This window comes from Streptococcus oralis (assembly GCF_024399415.1).
Taxonomy (GTDB): Bacteria; Bacillota; Bacilli; order Lactobacillales; family Streptococcaceae; genus Streptococcus; species Streptococcus oralis_CS.
Map to the genome: position 1 here is coordinate 419,872 of NZ_CP029257.1, position 21,909 is coordinate 441,780.

The 21,909-nt window shown below is 40.3% G+C and carries 16 protein-coding genes, 2 tRNA genes and 1 rRNA gene; 17 read left to right on the plus strand and 2 right to left on the minus strand.

Annotated elements, in window-relative coordinates; translation table 11 throughout:
* The first annotated feature begins 6 nt into the window (after positions 1-6).
* The 13 genes from DG474_RS02055 to DG474_RS02115 all read left to right on the plus strand — a co-directional run bounded on the left by DG474_RS02055 (position 7) and on the right by DG474_RS02115 (position 16,915).
* The gene (locus DG474_RS02055; RefSeq protein WP_255778687.1) at positions 7-2,658 is read left to right on the plus strand and encodes a valine--tRNA ligase; all 2,652 of its coding nucleotides are present in this window, start codon (positions 7-9) and stop codon (positions 2,656-2,658) included.
* 91 nt (positions 2,659-2,749) lie between these two features.
* On the plus strand, positions 2,750-7,222 hold the full coding sequence (locus DG474_RS02060) for a hypothetical protein (protein ID WP_255778688.1): 4,473 nt from the start codon (positions 2,750-2,752) through the stop codon (positions 7,220-7,222).
* A gap of 253 nt (positions 7,223-7,475) precedes the next feature.
* Positions 7,476-8,066: a DNA-directed RNA polymerase subunit delta gene (gene rpoE / locus DG474_RS02065; RefSeq protein WP_000418415.1), complete on the plus strand. Its 591-nt coding sequence runs from the start codon at positions 7,476-7,478 to the stop codon at positions 8,064-8,066.
* 315 nt (positions 8,067-8,381) lie between these two features.
* Positions 8,382-9,989 (plus strand): CTP synthase, encoded by a 1,608-nt coding sequence (gene pyrG / locus DG474_RS02070; RefSeq protein ID WP_255778690.1) that lies wholly within the window; start codon positions 8,382-8,384, stop codon positions 9,987-9,989.
* Between the two features lie 118 nt (positions 9,990-10,107).
* Positions 10,108-11,181, plus strand: a complete 1,074-nt coding sequence (locus tag DG474_RS02075) for an N-acetylmuramoyl-L-alanine amidase family protein (protein ID WP_255778691.1) — start codon at positions 10,108-10,110, stop codon at positions 11,179-11,181.
* A gap of 232 nt (positions 11,182-11,413) precedes the next feature.
* On the plus strand, positions 11,414-11,713 hold the full coding sequence (locus DG474_RS02080; RefSeq protein ID WP_002879788.1) for a DUF4651 domain-containing protein: 300 nt from the start codon (positions 11,414-11,416) through the stop codon (positions 11,711-11,713).
* Positions 11,710-12,027, plus strand: coding sequence for a thioredoxin family protein (locus tag DG474_RS02085; protein WP_000586556.1), 318 nt, complete (start codon positions 11,710-11,712; stop codon positions 12,025-12,027). Before DG474_RS02080 ends, DG474_RS02085 begins: the two co-directional genes overlap by 4 nt.
* 14 nt (positions 12,028-12,041) lie before the next feature.
* The gene (gene ytpR / locus DG474_RS02090) at positions 12,042-12,668 is read left to right on the plus strand and encodes a YtpR family tRNA-binding protein (RefSeq protein ID WP_255778692.1); all 627 of its coding nucleotides are present in this window, start codon (positions 12,042-12,044) and stop codon (positions 12,666-12,668) included.
* Positions 12,669-12,709: 41 nt separating this feature from the next.
* Positions 12,710-13,471 (plus strand): SDR family oxidoreductase, encoded by a 762-nt coding sequence (locus tag DG474_RS02095; protein ID WP_255778693.1) that lies wholly within the window; start codon positions 12,710-12,712, stop codon positions 13,469-13,471.
* Between the two features lie 77 nt (positions 13,472-13,548).
* The gene (locus DG474_RS02100; RefSeq protein WP_000282436.1) at positions 13,549-13,944 is read left to right on the plus strand and encodes a single-stranded DNA-binding protein; all 396 of its coding nucleotides are present in this window, start codon (positions 13,549-13,551) and stop codon (positions 13,942-13,944) included.
* Between the two features lie 156 nt (positions 13,945-14,100).
* Positions 14,101-14,385 (plus strand): co-chaperone GroES, encoded by a 285-nt coding sequence (gene groES, locus DG474_RS02105; RefSeq protein ID WP_000917317.1) that lies wholly within the window; start codon positions 14,101-14,103, stop codon positions 14,383-14,385.
* A gap of 15 nt (positions 14,386-14,400) precedes the next feature.
* Positions 14,401-16,023, plus strand: a complete 1,623-nt coding sequence (gene groL, locus DG474_RS02110; RefSeq protein WP_255778694.1) for a chaperonin GroEL — start codon at positions 14,401-14,403, stop codon at positions 16,021-16,023.
* A gap of 124 nt (positions 16,024-16,147) precedes the next feature.
* On the plus strand, positions 16,148-16,915 hold the full coding sequence (locus DG474_RS02115; RefSeq protein ID WP_000567567.1) for an epoxyqueuosine reductase QueH: 768 nt from the start codon (positions 16,148-16,150) through the stop codon (positions 16,913-16,915).
* Between the two features lie 69 nt (positions 16,916-16,984).
* On the opposite strand, the gene ntdP is transcribed toward DG474_RS02115, so the two are convergent.
* Entirely contained in the window at positions 16,985-17,518 is a 534-nt protein-coding gene (gene ntdP, locus DG474_RS02120) for a nucleoside tri-diphosphate phosphatase (protein ID WP_000775318.1), read from the minus strand.
* An 88-nt stretch (positions 17,519-17,606) separates the two neighbouring features.
* Positions 17,607-18,383: a recombination regulator RecX gene (recX, locus tag DG474_RS02125; RefSeq protein ID WP_125391896.1), complete on the minus strand. Its 777-nt coding sequence runs from the start codon at positions 18,381-18,383 to the stop codon at positions 17,607-17,609.
* Between the two features lie 37 nt (positions 18,384-18,420).
* On the opposite strand from recX, the gene rlmD reads away from it, so the two are divergent.
* The 4 genes from rlmD (at position 18,421) to DG474_RS02145 (ending at position 21,821) form a co-directional block, all read left to right on the plus strand.
* Positions 18,421-19,782: a 23S rRNA (uracil(1939)-C(5))-methyltransferase RlmD gene (rlmD, locus tag DG474_RS02130; RefSeq protein ID WP_255778695.1), complete on the plus strand. Its 1,362-nt coding sequence runs from the start codon at positions 18,421-18,423 to the stop codon at positions 19,780-19,782.
* 66 nt (positions 19,783-19,848) lie between these two features.
* Positions 19,849-19,920 (plus strand) — tRNA-Glu (locus DG474_RS02135).
* 230 nt (positions 19,921-20,150) lie between these two features.
* Positions 20,151-21,697 (plus strand): 16S ribosomal RNA (locus DG474_RS02140).
* A gap of 51 nt (positions 21,698-21,748) precedes the next feature.
* Positions 21,749-21,821, plus strand: a tRNA-Ala gene (locus tag DG474_RS02145).
* The last annotated feature ends 88 nt before the right edge of the window (positions 21,822-21,909 follow it).

Sequence of the window (21,909 nt, forward strand, 5' to 3'; positions counted from 1 at the left end):
ACACACATGTCTAAAGAACTTTCACCTAAATACAATCCAGCCGAGGTTGAGGCTGGTCGTTACCAAAAATGGCTTGATGCTGATGTTTTCAAGCCTTCAGGCGATCAAAAGGCTAAGCCTTATTCGATCGTGATTCCACCACCAAACGTTACAGGTAAACTCCACCTTGGTCACGCTTGGGACACAACTTTGCAAGATATCATCATCCGTCAAAAACGCATGCAAGGTTTTGATACGCTTTGGCTTCCAGGTATGGACCACGCTGGGATTGCGACTCAGGCTAAGGTTGAGGAGCGCTTGCGTGGTGAGGGCATTACGCGTTATGACCTTGGTCGTGAAAAATTCCTAGATAAAGTCTGGGAATGGAAAGACGAATATGCCACTACCATCAAGGAACAATGGGGCAAGATGGGTCTCTCTGTAGACTACTCTCGCGAGCGTTTCACCCTTGACGAAGGCTTGTCAAAAGCTGTTCGCAAGGTTTTTGTCGAACTTTACAAGAAAGGCTGGATCTACCGTGGTGAGTTTATCATCAACTGGGACCCAGCAGCTCGCACAGCCCTTTCTGATATCGAGGTGATTCATAAGGATGTTGAAGGTGCCTTCTACCACATGAACTACATGCTGGAAGACGGCTCACGCGCCCTTGAAGTAGCGACCACTCGTCCTGAGACTATGTTTGGGGACGTTGCCGTTGCGGTCAATCCAGAAGACCCACGCTACAAGGATTTGATCGGTAAAAACGTCATCCTTCCAATCGCTAATAAATTGATTCCAATCGTTGGAGATGAGCACGCAGATCCTGAGTTTGGTACAGGTGTCGTGAAAATCACACCTGCCCATGATCCAAACGACTTCTTGGTTGGTCAACGCCATAACTTGCCACAAGTTAACGTCATGAACGAGGACGGAACCATGAATGACTTGGCCTTCGAATTTGCCGGCATGGACCGTTTTGAAGCTCGTAAGGCAGTCGTTGCTAAGTTGGAAGAAATCGGTGCCCTCGTTAAAATCGAAAAACGTGTCCACAGTGTTGGTCACTCAGAGCGTACTGGTGTAGTGGTTGAACCACGCTTGTCTACTCAATGGTTCGTCAAGATGGACCAATTGGCTAAAAATGCCATTGCCAACCAAGACACAGAGGACAAGGTAGAATTCTACCCACCTCGTTTCAACGATACCTTCCTCCAATGGATGGAAAATGTCCACGACTGGGTGATCTCTCGTCAGCTCTGGTGGGGTCACCAAATCCCTGCTTGGTACAATGCTGAGGGTGAAATGTACGTCGGCGAAGAAGCACCTGAAGGTGACGGATGGACTCAGGACGAAGACGTCTTGGATACTTGGTTCAGTTCTGCCCTTTGGCCATTCTCAACCATGGGCTGGCCTGGTGTCGACTCAGAAGACTTCAAACGTTACTTCCCAACTTCAACCTTAGTAACAGGTTACGACATCATCTTCTTCTGGGTGTCTCGTATGATCTTCCAATCCTTGGAATTCACTGGTCGTCAGCCATTCCAAAACGTTCTTATCCATGGTCTCATTCGTGATGAGCAAGGACGCAAGATGTCTAAATCTCTTGGTAACGGGATTGACCCAATGGATGTCATCGAGAAATACGGTGCCGATGCCCTTCGTTGGTTCCTTTCAAACGGTTCTGCACCAGGGCAAGACGTCCGCTTCTCTTACGAGAAAATGGATGCTTCATGGAACTTCATTAACAAGATCTGGAACATCTCTCGCTACATCCTCATGAACAATGAAGGTTTGACCCTTAAGCAAGCAACTGTCAATGTTGAAAAAGTTGCCAATAAGGAAGCTGGAAATGTCACAGACCGCTGGATTCTCCACAACCTCAATGAAACTATCGGCAAAGTCACTGAAAACTTTGACAAGTTTGAGTTTGGTGTTGCTGGTCACATCCTCTACAACTTCATCTGGGATGAATTTGCGGACTGGTACGTTGAGTTGACCAAGGAAGTCCTTTATAGCGATAATGAAGAAGAGAAAGTCATCACACGTTCTGTTCTCCTTTACACTTTGGACAAGATCCTTCGTCTCCTTCACCCAATCATGCCATTCGTGACAGAGGAAATCTTTGGACAAATCTCAGAAGGCTCTATCGTTACAGCAGAATACCCAACTGTTAACCCAGCCTTTGAAGACCTTGCTGCCCACACTGGTGTAGAAAGTCTCAAAGACCTGATCCGTGCTGTTCGGAATGCGCGTGCTGAAGTTAACGTAGCACCAAGCAAGCCTATCACCATCCTTGTTAAAACTAGCGATAGCGACTTGGAAGCCTTCTTTAACAGCAATGTCAACTACATCAAACGCTTCACAAATCCAGAACACTTGGAAATCGCCTCAAACATCCCTGCACCTGAACTCGCAATGTCAAGCGTCATCACAGGAGCAGAAATCTACTTGCCTCTCGCAGACCTCCTCAATGTCGAAGAAGAACTCGCTCGTCTCGACAAAGACCTCGCTAAATGGCAAAAAGAACTGGATATGGTCGGCAAGAAGCTCTCTAACGAACGCTTCGTAGCCAATGCCAAACCAGAAGTTGTCCAAAAAGAACGCGATAAACAAGCCGACTACCAAGCTAAGTACGACGCGACCGTCGCACGTATTGATGAGATGAAGAAGTTGGTGAAATAAGTAATTATATAAATATAATAAAACGCAGTGTAAAAACTGTGTTTTTTTTGGTATAATCAGTATAAATAAATTATCCAAAAGAGGTACAGATATGCCTTATGAATCAGGTGGAAGAGCAGATAAATTAGGTAATAAATATGAGTTTAACTGGATTGTTTTAAAATTTATTGATATTATTTCTGAAAAAATAGATGCTATTAAAGTTGAAGCTATAGGTGAAGAAGAAGTGGGGGTGGACGTTTGGGTTAGATACTCTAACGGAATAACAGAAGCTCAACAATGTAAAGGAAGAAATGCTAGTAAAGATTATTGGACTTTATCAGATTTAAATAGTCGTGGAATTTTGAAATATTGGAAATTGCATCTAAGCAGAGACTTGACAACTAAAGTTTCATTAGTTAGTCCACTTCCGTTTACAAACTTTTCTGATTTAATTTATAGAGCTAAGACTAATGATAATGCTCAGTCTTTTATTGATTATCAAGTTAATACATCTTCAGAGATTAAAAACTTATTTGATAACTATGTTAATAATTTGGGATTTTCCAAGGAAAAAGATATTCCAAAAATTATAAATTTTTTAAGTAGAACGGTGATTAGACAAGATCCATCTCCAGAAAATGAAGAATTTATAAAAGATATGATTAGTCAATATTTTATTGGTGATGCTGCTAGCATAAAGTCAAAATTCATTAATCTAATTTTACAAGGTGAAATTTATGGAAGATGGCTTTCATTTCAGGATTTGGAGAAATTTATTAAAAATGAGAAAATTGAATTCAGAAATTTAGCACGTGATGATAGGATAATACCTAGAATAAATATTTTAAATGATGAGTATAAAAACAGCTTTAAAACATTGGATTCCGGTCTAAAAATTCGCAAACAATTTGATGAATGTAAGAAATATATTCAAGAAGGAAAATCAATTATCATTCACGGGAAAGCTGGGAATGGTAAAAGTGGTTTAACAGAAAATATTATTGATTGGTGTAATAAAAGTAATATTTTACACTTAGATTTAAAACTAGATTGTTATATTCCTGAGGGTACTGCACAAGAATGGGGGGAGAAGTTAGGATTTCCTGCTAGCATAAGTTATTGTTTGAACGCTTTTTCTAAAGAGGATAATACTGTTCTCATATTAGATCAACTAGATGCATTAAGATGGACAGCAAGAAATTCTAAAAGTTCACTTGCGACTTGTTTGGAGTTGATTCGAGAGATACGGAACCTTAATTTGGAAAGAGAAAATAAAATCTCAATTATTTTTGTTTGCAGAACTTATGATTTAGAAAATGATAACGGAATTAAGGCGTTATTTGAAAATAAATCGAAAGATGATACTGAATCTTGGCATAAAGTTGAAGTTAATGAATTGTTGGAAAATGAGGTTGAGGAAATTTTAGGAAGTAAATACCATAGCTTTCCAAATAAATTAAAACAGTTACTAAGAACTCCTAGCAATCTCTACATATGGGAACAAATTAATAATAAAGAGGAGTACTATCAAATAACAAGTACATATAATCTAGTAGACAAATGGTGGAGAGATTTATCAGAGAAGTGTCACGATGCTAGCCTCATTGAAGATAATCTGAGTGATTTAAAAGAAAAATTTGTAAAACTATTTACGGATACAGGTGAAACTGTATTTAGCAAGAGAAGACTACGGGGTAATGAGAGGGCTTTGCGTTATCTAACTAGTCAAGGGATGTTAACAGAACATTCCAACAAAGTTTCTTTTGTTCATCAGTCATTCCTAGACTGTTTTGTTGCAGAGCGAATGATTCTTGATTACTATACTAATTCTGATGTAAACGACATTCTTGGAAATAAAACACAACAGAATCCAACAAGACGATATCAATTTCAGATTTTTCTTCAATCATTGTTAGAGGAATCAGAAAAAGATTTTTTAAATTTTGGAACTAGATTAATAAAGAGTGATAATGTCAGGTTTAATTTCAAATATGTTTTCTTTGAAATCTTAGGAAGTATTCAAGAACCATCTAAAAAGATTTTAGATTATATAGCAGAGCTGATTCAAGAAACAGAGTATAGAAATCATTTGTGTCAAACGGTAATTAGTAGTCATCAATTATATGTGAATTTTTTAGTGGAAGAGGGTATTTTTAAAAAGTGGTTTGATGAGAATAGAATATTAGTAATAAATTTATTAAGTAGTATCTCTCCAAATTACACAACTGAAAGTATTAAATTTATCAAATTATCAATAGCAAATTCTGATGATAAAAATGAGTGGCGGGGCTGTTTCTTTAATGATTATCATAATGATTCAGAAGAATTTTTTAAGGTAAGATTGTATTATTGGAAATCTTATCTAAAAGAACCAGATTTGTTTGACGACTTCTATAAAAATATAAACGCATATACAATTAAGATTATATGTTTATTTCTTGACAAATTTCAAGGCTCTGAAAATAGTAATAGATTTTATAGTGAATCAAAGGAATTTGACGAAGATTCGCATAATTACATAGATAAAAATTGTATACAAATCGTCAAAATATTATTGCCTTATCTTAAAAAGTATTCCGAGAATAATTCTACTAAATACAATCCAACCCTGAAAGAACGCGATAACTTACAAAGATATTACCTTCATTTATTAAATGAAACCAATAAATGTCTAATTTCGAAATATCCTGAGATTTTTTTTGAAATTTATAGTAGTTATATGGGAAATGGTGATTATCTCTATAATGAAGTTATTTTAGATGCAATGTATCACTTGCCTACGAATTATTTTAATACTTGTGTTGAATATTTACTGGCTGATTTTGATAAAACACTCTTTGAAAAATCTCAAGGCCATTCAAGCAAATTATTTTTAGCCAAACGGTTGATTTCAAAAGTTTCACAGAGCTGTTCGTTAGAAATGTATAATAAACTTGAAGAACAAATTATTCATTATGTTTCACCTGAGGCTAAACAAAGACTAGCAAGAAGAATTGAAAGAAATAAATCTCAAGATGATTACAGGGTTTATTGGCCATTTTGGGGAAGTTTACAATTTGAATTACTATCAGTTTTACCGAAAGAAAGGATAAGTAAAGAAGCTATCGAATTATTAAAGGTATTAGAACGATCTAATAGTTTTTCTGATTCTTTTTATGGCTCACATTGTGGAAGTGTAGTTTCTCCATTACAAGGTAAGAATATTTCTGCTAAATCTTGGAGAAATATTCTCATCAGCCCAAAAGGTGAGACAAAATGTAGATGGAATAGTGAGAGAAACATATTTATTGAGTCTTCTCCTAGTGAATTGGCTACTGATTTTAGAAGTACTGTTTCTAAAAATCCTAAAGAGTACGTTTCTTTATTTTTAAACTTATCGTCTAATCATAAAATCAATGAACATTATATAGATGGTCTACTGGGGGGGATTGTAGACTTAGAAAAAATTCCAGATACTGTTTTAAGTGATCTTGAATTCATACTATTAAATTTTGTAAATGAAAATAATTGGGAGAATCTTTATTATTTTTTCCGAGTCATAGAGAAACACGCAAACATAGAATGGTCCGAGAAAGTTTTGGAAAGGCTTAATTATTATCTTAAGAAAACTGATTTAGATGCTCTTGATAAATTTAACGAGAATCAAACTATGGAAAATTATTTACAACAGTCATACTCAACTTTAAGAGGTCATGGAATACATGCTTTAACAAAACTAATAGAAAATTCACCAACAAACATTTCGTACTTCAAAAATACTATCATTTCACTTGCTAATGATAAGACTGATTACATACGCTTAAATGCTATTTTTCTTCTGTATATAATTTTGGATTTAGATAAGGATTTTGCTAGAGAGTTATTTAGAGGGATTTTTACGGATGAAAAGATGTTAGCTCATTGGCATAGTAACTACATTTTGTATAGACTATACGAAGTTGAGAAAGAACAAATTCAATCTCTATTGCAGTTAGCTTTTGATTCAAAAGATACATTACTTGTAAAAAATGCTTCATGCCTGATTACAGAAATTTACTTAAATGAAGGAGATATGGAATCAACTGTATATAGTGGAAGTGGACTTCAAGTAGAAGGTATTTGTCAGATGGCTATTAATTATTTAAAGGTAAAGAACCATGAAGACAAATCAAAGAGGATTATACTGAATTATTTAGGTAAGAATGTTACAAATTTAGAAAAAATTTTACCACAACTATTCAGGGATGATTTATTAGATATTAAAGAAGATAAGGATTTAATATTTAATCTACTAACTTCTGAATATAGAGATAAATTATATTATTATTTTTTAGAATCTCTTGAAAAACAAGAATCAATTTCAGAATATGAAAACATCATTTTTGAAACAGTATGCAATATTGTGAGTAAAACTAATAAATTGAAATTAGAACCATATTATTATAGACGAATAGAAGAATATCTTTCTAGATTGATGATGCAACTTTACGATAAACATATGGGAGACGATATTGCTGATAGGTGTTTAGATATTATTGATCAAATGTTTGAAAATGAGTTTGGTAGCTCACGAACTCTGATTGAAGAATTGATGAATAAATAACAAAATTTTATAAGAAACTGATTGTAAGAGATTGAATTATTATGAATCTTAGAAAGAATTAGATAAACATAATGTGATTTATTCTTTTCAAGAGTTAGTCTTTTTGCATATAAAAGCTAAAGTAAAAGATATAGATTTCTCTCCCTTAACCTTTGACTATTCCGCAAAATTATCGTACAATAAAGAGTACATGATAAAATGAGGTCAGAGTCTGTTTGCTCTGGCGATAGTAGTATAAATGAGGAGAAACGCTTTGGAATTAGAAGTATTTGCTGGGCAAGAAAAAAGTGAACTATCTATGATTGAGGTGGCGCGTGCTATCTTGGAACTTCGTGGTCGCGATCATGAGATGCATTTTAGTGATCTTGTAAACGAAATTCAAAACTACCTTGGAACATCAAACAGCGATATCCGCGAAGCTTTGCCTTTGTTCTACACAGAGTTGAACTTTGACGGTAGCTTCATCTCTCTCGGAGACAACAAATGGGGGCTTCGTTCATGGTATGGTGTAGACGAAATCGACGAAGAAATCATCGCTCTTGAAGAAAGTGACGACGATGAAGTAGCACCAAAAGCTAAGAAAAAACGTGTCAATGCCTTTATGGATGGTGATTCAGATGCCATTGACTACAACGCAGATGATCCAGAAGACGAAGATGCATACGAAGCTGATCCAGCTCTTTCATACGATGATGAAAATCCAGATGATGAGAAAAATGAAGTGGAAGCTTATGATGCAGAAATCAACGAAATCGCTCCTGATGACTTGGGTGAAGACGTGGATCTCAACGAAGAAGACGACGAGTTTTCTGACGATGACGCTGAAACGAGTGAAGAAGAGTAAAAGACTTCACAGAGGAGATCGTAAGATCTCTTTTTTTGTTGCTTGAGCAGGTCATCCGTTTGGATGCGGATCTTTAGTTGGTTTTCTGAAAACAATCTCCTTTTTTCATCTTTTACCACTTCGGGTTGACAAATGTTCTGCTTTGAGGTATTATATTGTTCGGGCACCTCTTTTAGAGGTCGGGGCTCCCTAGTTACTAGGGAGCTATTTTTATTTTTCAGGAAGTTTTCTGGAAAAGTCGTTATTCATAAGGGTCTTGTTTTCTATCTCCCCTCGTAGTTAACAAGGCCTTGAGCATTTTAGAAAGAGGAATCTATGTCTACGAAATATATTTTTGTAACTGGTGGTGTGGTGTCGTCTATTGGGAAAGGAATTGTCGCAGCAAGTCTGGGTCGTCTCTTGAAAAATCGTGGTCTAAAAGTGACTATTCAGAAGTTTGACCCTTATATCAATATCGATCCGGGAACCATGAGTCCTTACCAGCATGGGGAAGTCTTTGTGACAGATGATGGGGCTGAGACCGATTTGGACTTGGGTCACTATGAACGTTTCATCGATATCAATCTCAACAAATATTCCAACGTGACAACTGGGAAAATTTACAGTGAAGTTCTTCGTAAAGAACGCCGTGGCGAGTACCTTGGGGCAACTGTCCAAGTCATTCCTCATATCACAGATGCTTTGAAGGAAAAAATCAAGCGTGCCGCTGTAACGACCGACTCTGATGTCATTATCACAGAGGTTGGTGGAACCGTTGGGGATATCGAGTCCTTGCCATTTCTAGAGGCCCTTCGTCAGATGAAGGCAGATGTGGGTGCAGATAACGTCATGTACATCCATACAACCTTGCTTCCTTACCTCAAGGCTGCTGGTGAGATGAAGACCAAGCCAACTCAACATTCTGTAAAAGAATTGCGTGGTTTGGGAATCCAGCCAAATATGTTGGTCATTCGTACAGAAAAACCAGCTGGTCAAGGGATTAAAAATAAACTAGCACAGTTTTGTGACGTGGCTCCAGAAGCTGTTATCGAATCGTTGGACGTTGAACACCTTTACCAAATTCCATTGAATTTACAGGCGCAAGGCATGGACCAAATTGTCTGTGACCATTTGAAATTAGACGCACCAGTAGCGGATATGACAGAATGGTCAGCCATGGTGGACAAGGTCATGAACCTGAAAAAACAAGTCAAGATCTCCCTCGTTGGTAAGTATGTGGAGTTGCAAGATGCCTACATCTCTGTGGTTGAAGCTTTGAAACACTCTGGGTATGCCAACGACGCAGAAGTGAAGATTAATTGGATCAATGCCAATGATGTGACAGCAGAGAATGTGGCAGAACTCTTGTCTGATGCGGACGGAATTATCGTACCAGGAGGTTTCGGTCAACGTGGTACGGAAGGGAAAATTCAAGCCATCCGTTATGCGCGTGAAAATGATGTTCCAATGTTGGGAGTCTGCTTGGGAATGCAGTTGACTTGTATCGAGTTTGCTCGTCACGTTTTGGGTCTTGAAGGTGCCAATTCTGCTGAACTTGCACCAGAAACAAAATATCCTATCATTGATATCATGCGTGATCAGGTTGATGTTGAGGATATGGGAGGAACCCTTCGCTTGGGACTTTATCCATCTAAGTTAAAACGTGGCTCTAAGGCAGCAGCTGCTTATCACAATCAAGAAGTGGTGCAACGCCGTCACCGTCACCGTTATGAGTTTAACAACGCCTTTCGTGGACAGTTTGAGGCAGCAGGTTTTGTCTTCTCAGGAGTTTCTCCAGATAATCGTTTGGTAGAAATTGTGGAGCTACCTGAAAATAAATTCTTTGTGGCGTGTCAGTATCACCCTGAACTTTCCAGCCGTCCAAACCGTCCAGAGGAACTCTACACAGCCTTTGTCACTGCAGCAGTTGAAAATAGTAACTAGTTATCTTCTAATTTCTGAGAATAATCTCAGAGGTTTCTTCTAGCATATTTAGGATAAGATTTGCAAAAAAAATAGATAGTGATATAATTAATATAATAATTCCTAAGGAGGATATACAATGAAAAAAATCACACTATTTTGTTTGTCTCTAACAGGTTTAGCTTTACTGGCTTTCCCTCATTCAGGAAAAGCATTCGAATTGCAAGAAGAATGGGTTATTAAGGGTGGGGTTAAGTATCAAGATGGCAAAATTCTTCGATTTAATAATGGCCATGAAGTAGATATCAAAGTCTTGGATTTGCCAAAAACTGAGAAAATCGAGTGGATGGTCAGTCTCAATGGTCAAGATCAGACAGTCAATTTCCTAGGCCAAGAAAAGGACAAGTCTATGGTCGGTACAGAGGGGCGTTACCTAAATTTCTACGTACCTTATGGCTATAGAGGAGATATCAAGGTCGAGGCCAAGAGTGGAAATGAAGTAAAGACCTGGTCCTCTAAAGTGGTAGATGATGTATATAATGGTGAGAAAAGTGGCTACTACCGTATTGAAGAATCAAAAGACCATTACACCTACCTTGATACAAAATGGGACTATCAAACCAAGACCTACACTGCTACCTTACCAGAGACTATCAATGGTCAAAAAGTTTATGCTTGGAAAGACCATGACAATGGTGAGTTAAAACTTACAAAACCAGAATCGATCAGTCATTCCTACAAGGGAGGAGGAGCCTTCCGAGAACTTTATCCGATTGTAAAAGCAGAAAGCTGGCTAAAATCAGACCAAAATTGGTACTATCAAAAACAAGGCCAACTAGTTCAAAATGCTTGGGTTAAAGACAATGGAACTTGGTACTTTATGAATGATAAAGGGATTATGTTTAATCAAACTTGGCTCTATCAAGGTGGCAACTGGTATGCCTTTAAATCATCAGGAGCTATGATTGCTAATGATTGGCTTTACGACCAAGGCAAGTGGTACTATTTATCAACTTCAGGCTCTATGAAAGCAAGCACTTGGATTTTTGACAAGGAAGAATGGTATTATGTAAGTTCTTCTGGTGCCATGATTGCGAATGATTGGGTCAAAGACAATGGTAAGTGGTATTATCTAGCTTCATCAGGTAAGATGCTTCGCAATACCTACACACCAGATGGCTACTACGTTGGCAACTCAGGTGCCTGGCAATAAGAATAATGCTCTTCGAAAATCTCTTCAAACCACGTCAGCATCGCCTTACTGTAGGTATGGTTACTGACTTCGTCAGTTCTATCCACAACCTCAAAACACTGTTTTGAGCAACCTGCGGCTAGTTTCCTAGTTTGTTCTTTGAGTATAAGAAGTCCTTTTCCTTTAAGGAAGGGGCTTTTTACTTGCTTTTCTGCGGCTTCCCTATTTGTCCTAGAGCCCTTTTTGTGTTACAATGAATGGTATGAAAGCTAAGAAATTATGGATGACTGGCTTGACTGTGGCTGGTCTAAGTGCCCTTGCTTTAGGGGCTAAAAAAGCAGCAGATAACCACAAACTCATGAAGACTCAAGAAGAGTTGACCGCTATCGTGCGCGAACTTTTCTCAGATATGGGTGAGATTGCGACTCTCTATGTTCAAGTCTACGAAAGTAGCCTAGAGCGACTGGTCGGAGGAGTCATTTTTGAGGATGGTCGTCACTATACCTTTGTCTATGAAAATGAAGATCTAGTCTATGAGGAGGAAGCCTTATGATTATTCCCAGTAATATAGAAGAGCTAGCAGGTTTTGTCGAGCAAGATGGCAAGAAGGTCTTCCTTTTTGTGGCGGACTGGTGTGGCGATTGTCGTTATATCTATCCTGCCTTGCCAGAGATTGAGGAGACAAATCCAGAGTTCACCTTTATTCGAGTGGACCGTGACCAGTACATGGATCTAGCCAAACTCTGGGATGTGTACGGGATTCCTAGCCTTGTTGTGCTAGAAAAGGACAAGGAAATCGGCCGATTTGTCAATCGCGACCGTAAAAGCAAGCAACAAATTAACGACTTTTTAGCAGAACTGAAATAGGAGAAAAGGAAAGAATGATTTTTACATATAATAAAGAGCATGTTGGCGATGTCCTTATGATCATCGTGAAAAACAGCGGAGATGCCAAACTAGACGTGGAGCGCAAAGGCAAAGTAGCCCGTGTTTTCCTCAAAGATAATGGGGAAACAGTAGCTTGGAATATTTTCGAAGTTTCAAGTTTGTTTGCAATTGCAGAGCGCGGTCAAGTCTTTTTGACAGATGAGCAAGTAGCACGTTTGAACCAAGAATTGCAGGCGGAAGGATTTACAGAAGAAATTGTCAATGACAAAGAACCTAAGTTTGTTGTTGGTGAGATTGTCGAGATGGTAGCCCATCCAGATAGTGACCACCTCAACATCTGCCAAGTTGCAGTCGCAAGTGATAAGACAGTGCAAATCGTTGCAGGGGCTCCCAATGCGCGTCTTGGCCTGAAAACCATTGTAGCTCTTCCTGGAGCTATGATGCCCAAAGGAAATCTCATTTTCCCAGGCGAACTTCGTGGTGAAAAGAGTTTTGGTATGATGTGCAGCCCTCGTGAATTGCATTTGCCAAATGCTCCGCAAAAACGTGGGGTTATTGAATTATCAGAAGACCAAGTTGTTGGAACTCCATTTGACCCAGCCAAGCACTGGATGGCCTAGGAAATTTTCAGTATTTGATAGACCAGATAGAAGGAAATAAGATGGCAAAAAATGTAGTAATTACAGGAGCGACCTCAGGAATCGGTGAAGCGATTGCGCGTGCTTATCTAGAGCAGGGGGAGAATGTCGTTCTAACAGGGCGACGGACAGACAGACTAGAGACTCTCAAGTCAGAGTTTGCAGAAACTTTTCCAAATCAAACAGTTTGGACCTTTCCACTGGATGTGACGGATATGACTATGGTCAAGACTGTCTGCTCCGATATTTTGGAAACGATAGGGCAGATTGATATATTGGTCAATAATGCCGGACTGGCTCTAGGCTTGGCTCCCTATCAGGACTATGAAGAATTGGATATGCTGACTATGTTGGATACCAACGTCAAGGGTTTGATGGCAGTTACTCGCTGTTTCTTGCCAGCAATGGTAAAAGCCAATCAAGGCCATATTATCAACATGGGATCGACCGCAGGAATCTACGCCTATTCAGGTGCAGCTGTTTACTCAGCCACCAAGGCTGCTGTTAAGACTTTTTCAGATGGCCTGCGAATTGATACCATCGCAACGGATATCAAGGTAACTACCATTCAGCCAGGAATTGTCGAAACAGATTTTTCTGCGGTACGTTTCCACGGTGACAAAGAGCGTGCTGCAACCGTCTATCAGGGAATTGAGGCCTTGCAAGCTCAGGATATTGCAGATACAGTGGTCTATGTGACCAGTCATCCCCGTCGTGTGCAGATTACAGATATGACCATTATGGCCAATCAACAGGCGACAGGTTTCATGGTGCATAAAAAATAAAAAATTTCTTCGAAAAGTTACAAGTTTCTGTAACTTTTTTTGATTTCCTGCGAATAGATAAGTAGGAGGAAGAAAATATGTATAATAAAGTTATCTTGATTGGACGTTTAACGTCTACACCAGAATTGCACAAAACCAACAATGACAAGTCAGTAGCTCGCGCAACTATTGCTGTGAACCGTCGTTACAAAGACCAAAATGGGGAACGTGAAGCTGACTTTGTCAATCTTGTTCTTTGGGGGAAATTGGCTGAAACCTTGGCAAGCTACGCAACCAAAGGTAGTCTTATCTCTGTGGATGGAGAACTTCGTACCCGTCGCTTTGAGAAAAATGGTCAAATGAACTATGTGACTGAAGTTCTTGCCACAGGATTCCAACTTTTGGAAAGCCGCGCCCAACGTGCTATGCGTGAAAATAACGCTGGACAGGATTTGGCAGACTTGGTTTTGGAAGAGGAGGAATTGCCATTTTAAGCATAGAAAAGCCTGAGTCAATCTTAGGCTTTTTTATCTTGAGAAAGTCAGACTTTTTTCTTGACTATTTCTGACCAAGTGATACAATAGAACTATGATTTAGCACTCAGATATAAAGAGTGCTAATAATATGTATGTCATCATGGAGGAAAGCAAATGTTGAAACCATTAGGAGACCGTGTGGTCTTGAAAATCGAAGAAAAAGAACAAACCGTTGGTGGCTTTGTCCTTGCGGGTTCAGCCCAAGAAAAAACCAAAACTGCCCAAGTTATAGCTACAGGACAAGGTGTTCGTACCTTGAATGGTGACTTGGTTGCTCCAAGCGTTAAGGCTGGAGACCGTGTCTTAGTTGAAGCACATGCAGGTATTGATGTCAAAGATGGAGATGAAAAGTATATCATCGTTGGTGAAGCTAATATCTTGGCAATCATTGAAGAATAGAAGGAGAAAGTAAGTATGTCAAAAGAAATTAAATTTTCATCAGATGCCCGTTCAGCTATGGTCCGTGGTGTCGATATCCTTGCAGATACTGTTAAAGTAACCTTGGGACCAAAAGGTCGTAACGTTGTGTTGGAAAAATCATTTGGCTCACCATTGATTACCAATGACGGTGTGACTATTGCCAAAGAAATCGAATTGGAAGACCATTTTGAAAATATGGGTGCCAAGTTGGTATCAGAAGTCGCTTCAAAAACCAATGATATTGCAGGTGACGGAACAACAACTGCAACTGTCTTGACCCAAGCTATCGTCCGTGAAGGAATCAAGAACGTCACAGCAGGTGCCAATCCAATCGGTATCCGTCGGGGGATTGAAGCAGCGGTTTCCGCAGCTGTAGAAGCCTTGAAAAACAATGCCATCCCTGTTGCTAATAAAGAAGCCATCGCTCAGGTTGCCGCTGTATCTTCTCGTTCTGAAAAAGTCGGCGAATACATCTCTGAAGCCATGGAAAAAGTGGGCAAAGACGGAGTCATCACTATTGAAGAGTCACGTGGGATGGAAACAGAACTTGAAGTTGTAGAAGGAATGCAGTTTGATCGTGGTTACCTTTCACAGTACATGGTGACAGATAGCGAAAAGATGGTGGCTGACCTTGAAAATCCATACATCTTGATTACCGACAAGAAGATTTCCAATATCCAAGAAATCTTGCCGCTTCTAGAAAGTATTCTTCAAAGCAATCGTCCACTCTTGATTATTGCGGATGATGTAGATGGCGAAGCTCTGCCAACTCTAGTATTGAATAAGATTCGTGGTACTTTCAATGTAGTTGCTGTTAAGGCTCCTGGTTTCGGTGACCGTCGTAAAGCCATGCTTGAAGATATCGCTATCTTGACAGGCGGAACTGTTATCACAGAAGATCTTGGCCTTGAGTTGAAGGACGCTACTATTGAGGCGCTTGGTCAAGCAGCGAGAGTAACTGTGGACAAAGATAGCACGGTTATCGTAGAAGGTGCTGGAAATCCTGAAGCTATTTCTCACCGTGTTGCAGTTATCAAGTCACAAATCGAAACCACAACTTCTGAATTCGACCGTGAAAAACTCCAAGAACGCTTGGCTAAATTGTCAGGTGGTGTCGCAGTGATCAAGGTCGGTGCAGCAACTGAAACTGAGTTGAAAGAAATGAAACTCCGCATTGAAGATGCCCTCAACGCTACTCGTGCAGCCGTTGAAGAAGGAATCGTTGCTGGTGGTGGAACTGCTCTTGTCAATGTGATTCCAGCTGTTGCTACCTTGGAATTGACAGGAGATGAAGCGACAGGACGCAATATTGTTCTTCGTGCCTTGGAAGAACCTGTTCGTCAAATTGCTCACAATGCAGGATTTGAAGGTTCTATTGTTATTGACCGTTTGAAAAATGCTGAAGTTGGTACAGGCTTCAACGCAGCAACTGGCGAATGGGTCAACATGATTGAAGAAGGAATCATTGACCCAGTGAAAGTGAGCCGTTCAGCCCTTCAAAATGCAGCATCTGTAGCCAGCTTGATTTTGACAACAGAAGCAGTCGTAGCCAATAAACCGGAACCAGCAGCCCCAGCTCCAGCAATGGATCCAAGCATGATGGGCGGCATGATGTAAAAGTAACTTATAAAAAACACAAAAGGAGGGAAGAACATCCCTCCTTTTAAGGTTTTCTCTTCTAAAATTGATTTGAGCTCTCCTAACTTATATGATAAAATAAGACTAGAAAAAGGAGAAGAACATGATCGATGTAGAAGAAATTCTGAGCAAGATGAATCCCAATCAGAAGATTAATTATGACCGTGTTATGCAGAAAATGGTACAGGTTTGGGAGAAAAATGAGCAACGTCCAACTATTCTCATGCATGTTTGCTGTGCTCCTTGTAGTACCTACACCCTAGAGTATCTGACCAAGTACGCTGATGTGACCATCTATTTTGCCAATTCCAATATCCATCCTAAGGCAGAATACCACAAGCGAGCTTACGTCACCAAGAAATTTGTCAGTGATTTCAATGAGCGAACAGGAAATACGGTCCAGTATTTAGAAGCGCCCTACGAACCCAATGAATACCGGAAGTTAGTCAGAGGACTGGAAGAAGAACCCGAAGGTGGGGATCGTTGCAAGGTTTGTTTTGACTACCGTCTGGATAAAACGGCGCAAGTGGCTATGGACTTGGGCTTTGACTACTTTGGTTCAGCTTTGACCATCAGTCCTCATAAGAATTCTCAAACCATCAACAGCATCGGAATCGATGTACAAAAGATTTATACCACCCACTATCTTCCAAGTGATTTCAAGAAAAATCAAGGCTACAAGCGCTCGGTGGAGATGTGCGAGGAGTATGATATCTATCGTCAATGTTATTGTGGATGCGTCTATGCAGCTCAAGCTCAGAACATTGATCTTGTTCAGGTTAAGAAGGATGCCACAGCTTTCTTGTTGGATAAGGATGTTGAAAAAGACTATTCCCACATCAAGTTTACTGTTACTAAATTAGATATATAGCAATCAACCCAGCTGAAAAGCTGGGTTTTTCAAATAAAAAACCAGGGCTTTCACCCCAGTTTGACAACTTTACCGATTCTTTAGTTCTATGTAGCGTTTGTACCAAATGTTGACATAGGCCTCTGAGAAAGGACCGCGCCCATTGTTGATCCAATCAACAAGGATTTTAACATGCTCTTTCAAAATATAGTCTAAATCATCAGAATACTTCATTTTGCGTTTATGGCGTTCATATTCTTCAACGTCCAAGAGACGCTTTTCACCATCAGTGAAAACCTTGACATCCAAATCATAATCAATGTATTTCAGGGCTTCCTCATCTAGATAGTAGGGGCTGGCCATATTGCAATAGTAGGAAATCCCATTATCACGAATCATGGCAATGATATTAAACCAATATTTTTTGTGAAAGTAAACAATAGCCGGTTCTCGAGTCACCCAACGACGACCGTCACTTTCGGTAACAAGTGTGTGGTCGTTGACGCCAATAATAGCGTTCTCTGTTGTTTTTAGTACCATGGTGTCCCGCCAAGTACGGTGGAGACTTCCATCATGCTTATAACTTTGAATTGTAATAAAGTCGCCTTCTTTTGGAAGTTTCATAACTAACCAACTTTCTACAATTTATAAGTTTATCGTTTACTATTATATCATAAATCGGTCTAATTTTTTTGAATTTTACCTGAAAATGTTAAAGATATTCTCTGAGAGCGCTGGCTATATCCGAAAAATCATAGCCTTTTCGAGCTAAAACTTGGGTTAAACGCTGTTTAAGTTCGTATCCTTCATACTTTCGAGCATACTTAGCATATTGTTTGTCTAGCTCTTTAAAAATGAGTTCTTGAGTCGTTTCTTGGTCGACTTGACTGTCCAAGTCGTCAAAGGCATTCTTAGCATCAGAATAGGAGAAGCCTTTGTTCGTTAAGTTTTGAATGATCTTATCTTGCAAGGCACGAGCAGGAAGCTTTCCATTGTATTTTTTAAGCAGTTTTTCTGCAACACGTTGAGCAACCTCTGAAAAATCAAAATCCTTTAAAACATCTTCAATAGTTGATTTGACAATCCCTTTTTGAGACAGTTTTTGAGCTAGCACATAGGGTCCCTTATCTCCAGAAAGTTGATTTGCATTGATGATAGAGTAGGCATACTGACGATCATTAATCCAGTTATCTTCTTTGAGATTAGCGATAACTTGACTAGTGATTGTTTCATCAATATCATACTTTTTCAGATACTCTCTCACTTCTTTTTCAGTACGAGCCTTAAATGATAGATGATAGAGGGCGAGATTCTTACCATAAGAAAACTGAGCAAAGCCCTGAATCTCAGTCAATTCTTCAGTGCTAACCACCTTATCTTTAGACAACATAAAACGGACAATGGTATCCTCCGTGATATAAGAGGTTTGCTGTCCATCTAACTCCATCAAGTAGAGGAGTTTTTTCTTTTCAAGTTTTGTGATTTTCATAGTTCTATTATACCCTAAAATGTGATAAGATAGGGGTATGAATCTGAAAGTCAAACAAAAAATACCTTTAAAAATCAAGCGGATGGGCATTAATGGTGAGGGAATCGGTTTCTATCAGAAAACCCTCGTTTTTGTGCCAGGCGCTCTCAAAGGAGAAGACATCTATTGTCAAATTACTTCTATTAAACGCAACTTTGTTGAAGCCAAATTACTAAAGGTTAATAAGAAGTCTAAATTTCGAGTCGTGCCAGCTTGTACGATTTATAATGAATGTGGTGGTTGCCAAATCATGCACCTCCACTACGATAAACAGTTAGAGTTCAAAACGGATCTGCTCCATCAAGCCCTGAAAAAATTTGCTCCTGCAGGATATGAAAACTATGAAATCCGTCCAACTATCGGAATGCAGGAACCAAAGTACTACCGTGCTAAGCTTCAATTTCAGACTCGGAAATTTAAAAATCAGGTCAAGGCAGGTTTGTATGTGCAAAACTCTCATTATCTCGTAGAGTTGAAAGACTGTTTGGTGCAAGATAAGGAAACCCAAGTGATTGCGAATCGCCTAGCTGAACTTCTTACTTACCACCAAATCCCCATCACCGATGAGAGAAAAAAGATAGGCGTTCGCACCATCATGGTACGCAGAGCAAGAAAAACGGGGCAAGTTCAGATTATCATTGTCACAAATCGCCAGCTTAATTTAAATCAACTGGTCAAAGACTTAGTCAAGGATTTTCCAGAAGTCGTCACAGTTGCAGTCAATACAAATACAGCAAAAACAAGTGAAATCTATGGTGAAAAGACGGAAATTATCTGGGGCCAAGAGAGCATTCAAGAAGGAGTACTCGACTATGAGTTTTCTCTCTCGCCCCGAGCTTTTTATCAACTTAATCCGGAGCAGACAGAAATTCTCTATAGTGAAGCAATTAAGGCTCTGGATGTCAGCAAAGAAGACCATCTAATCGATGCCTATTGCGGTGTTGGGACGATCGGATTTGCCTTCGCAAAGAAGGTCAAGAGTCTCAGAGGAATGGATATTATTCCGGAAGCTATTGAAGATGCCAAGCGAAATGCTCAAAAAATGGGGTTTGACAATACCCATTACGAAGCGGGGACAGCAGAAGAGATTATTCCACGCTGGTATCAAGATGGCTACCGAGCAGATGCCCTGATAGTCGACCCTCCTCGTACAGGCTTAGATGATAAGCTGTTGGAAACCATTCTGACCTATGTTCCAGACAAAATGGTCTATGTATCCTGCAATGTTTCAACCTTGGCACGAGATTTGGTTAAACTAGTAAAAGTCTATGATCTCCAGTATATCCAGTCGGTCGATATGTTTCCCCACACTGCACGGACAGAAGCAGTGGTTAAATTAGTGAAGAAAAGAAAAAATTAACTTCACTGAAAAAAGTCCTTGACAAAGGTAAAAAAGTAGGTATAATAGAAAGAGTTGAAAAGCTCAGGTCCGTTGGTCAAGGGGTTAAGACACCGCCTTTTCACGGCGGTAACACGGGTTCGAATCCCGTACGGACTATGTTGTATTGCGGCTAAAAAAACTTGAAAAAAGTTTAAAAAATCTGTTGACAGAGACAGGTGGCTGTGATATACTAATATAGTTGTCGCTCGAGAGAGAATGAGTGACAAAGACCTTTGAAAACTGAACAAGACGAACCAATGTGCAGGGCACTATAACTGAAGTTATAGTACTGAACAATGAAAAAACAATAAATCTGTCAGTGACAGAAATGAGTGAGAACTCAAACTTTTAATGAGAGTTTGATCCTGGCTCAGGACGAACGCTGGCGGCGTGCCTAATACATGCAAGTAGAACGCTGAAGGAGGAGCTTGCTTCTCTGGATGAGTTGCGAACGGGTGAGTAACGCGTAGGTAACCTGCCTGGTAGCGGGGGATAACTATTGGAAACGATAGCTAATACCGCATAAGAGTAGATGTTGCATGACATTTGCTTAAAAGGTGCAATTGCATCACTACCAGATGGACCTGCGTTGTATTAGCTAGTTGGTGAGGTAACGGCTCACCAAGGCAACGATACATAGCCGACCTGAGAGGGTGATCGGCCACACTGGGACTGAGACACGGCCCAGACTCCTACGGGAGGCAGCAGTAGGGAATCTTCGGCAATGGACGGAAGTCTGACCGAGCAACGCCGCGTGAGTGAAGAAGGTTTTCGGATCGTAAAGCTCTGTTGTAAGAGAAGAATGAGTGTGAGAGTGGAAAGTTCACACTGTGACGGTATCTTACCAGAAAGGGACGGCTAACTACGTGCCAGCAGCCGCGGTAATACGTAGGTCCCGAGCGTTGTCCGGATTTATTGGGCGTAAAGCGAGCGCAGGCGGTTAGATAAGTCTGAAGTTAAAGGCTGTGGCTTAACCATAGTACGCTTTGGAAACTGTTTAACTTGAGTGCAAGAGGGGAGAGTGGAATTCCATGTGTAGCGGTGAAATGCGTAGATATATGGAGGAACACCGGTGGCGAAAGCGGCTCTCTGGCTTGTAACTGACGCTGAGGCTCGAAAGCGTGGGGAGCAAACAGGATTAGATACCCTGGTAGTCCACGCCGTAAACGATGAGTGCTAGGTGTTAGACCCTTTCCGGGGTTTAGTGCCGCAGCTAACGCATTAAGCACTCCGCCTGGGGAGTACGACCGCAAGGTTGAAACTCAAAGGAATTGACGGGGGCCCGCACAAGCGGTGGAGCATGTGGTTTAATTCGAAGCAACGCGAAGAACCTTACCAGGTCTTGACATCCCTCTGACCGCTCTAGAGATAGAGTTTTCCTTCGGGACAGAGGTGACAGGTGGTGCATGGTTGTCGTCAGCTCGTGTCGTGAGATGTTGGGTTAAGTCCCGCAACGAGCGCAACCCCTATTGTTAGTTGCCATCATTTAGTTGGGCACTCTAGCGAGACTGCCGGTAATAAACCGGAGGAAGGTGGGGATGACGTCAAATCATCATGCCCCTTATGACCTGGGCTACACACGTGCTACAATGGCTGGTACAACGAGTCGCAAGCCGGTGACGGCAAGCTAATCTCTTAAAGCCAGTCTCAGTTCGGATTGTAGGCTGCAACTCGCCTACATGAAGTCGGAATCGCTAGTAATCGCGGATCAGCACGCCGCGGTGAATACGTTCCCGGGCCTTGTACACACCGCCCGTCACACCACGAGAGTTTGTAACACCCGAAGTCGGTGAGGTAACCTTTTAGGAGCCAGCCGCCTAAGGTGGGATAGATGATTGGGGTGAAGTCGTAACAAGGTAGCCGTATCGGAAGGTGCGGCTGGATCACCTCCTTTCTAAGGATAAGGAACTGCACATTGGTCTTGTTTAGTCTTGAGAGGTCTTGTGGGGCCTTAGCTCAGCTGGGAGAGCGCCTGCTTTGCACGCAGGAGGTCAGCGGTTCGATCCCGCTAGGCTCCATTGGTGAGAGATCACCAAGTAATGCACATTGAAAATTGAATATCTATATCAAATAGTAACAAGAAAATAAACCGAAACGCTGTAGTAT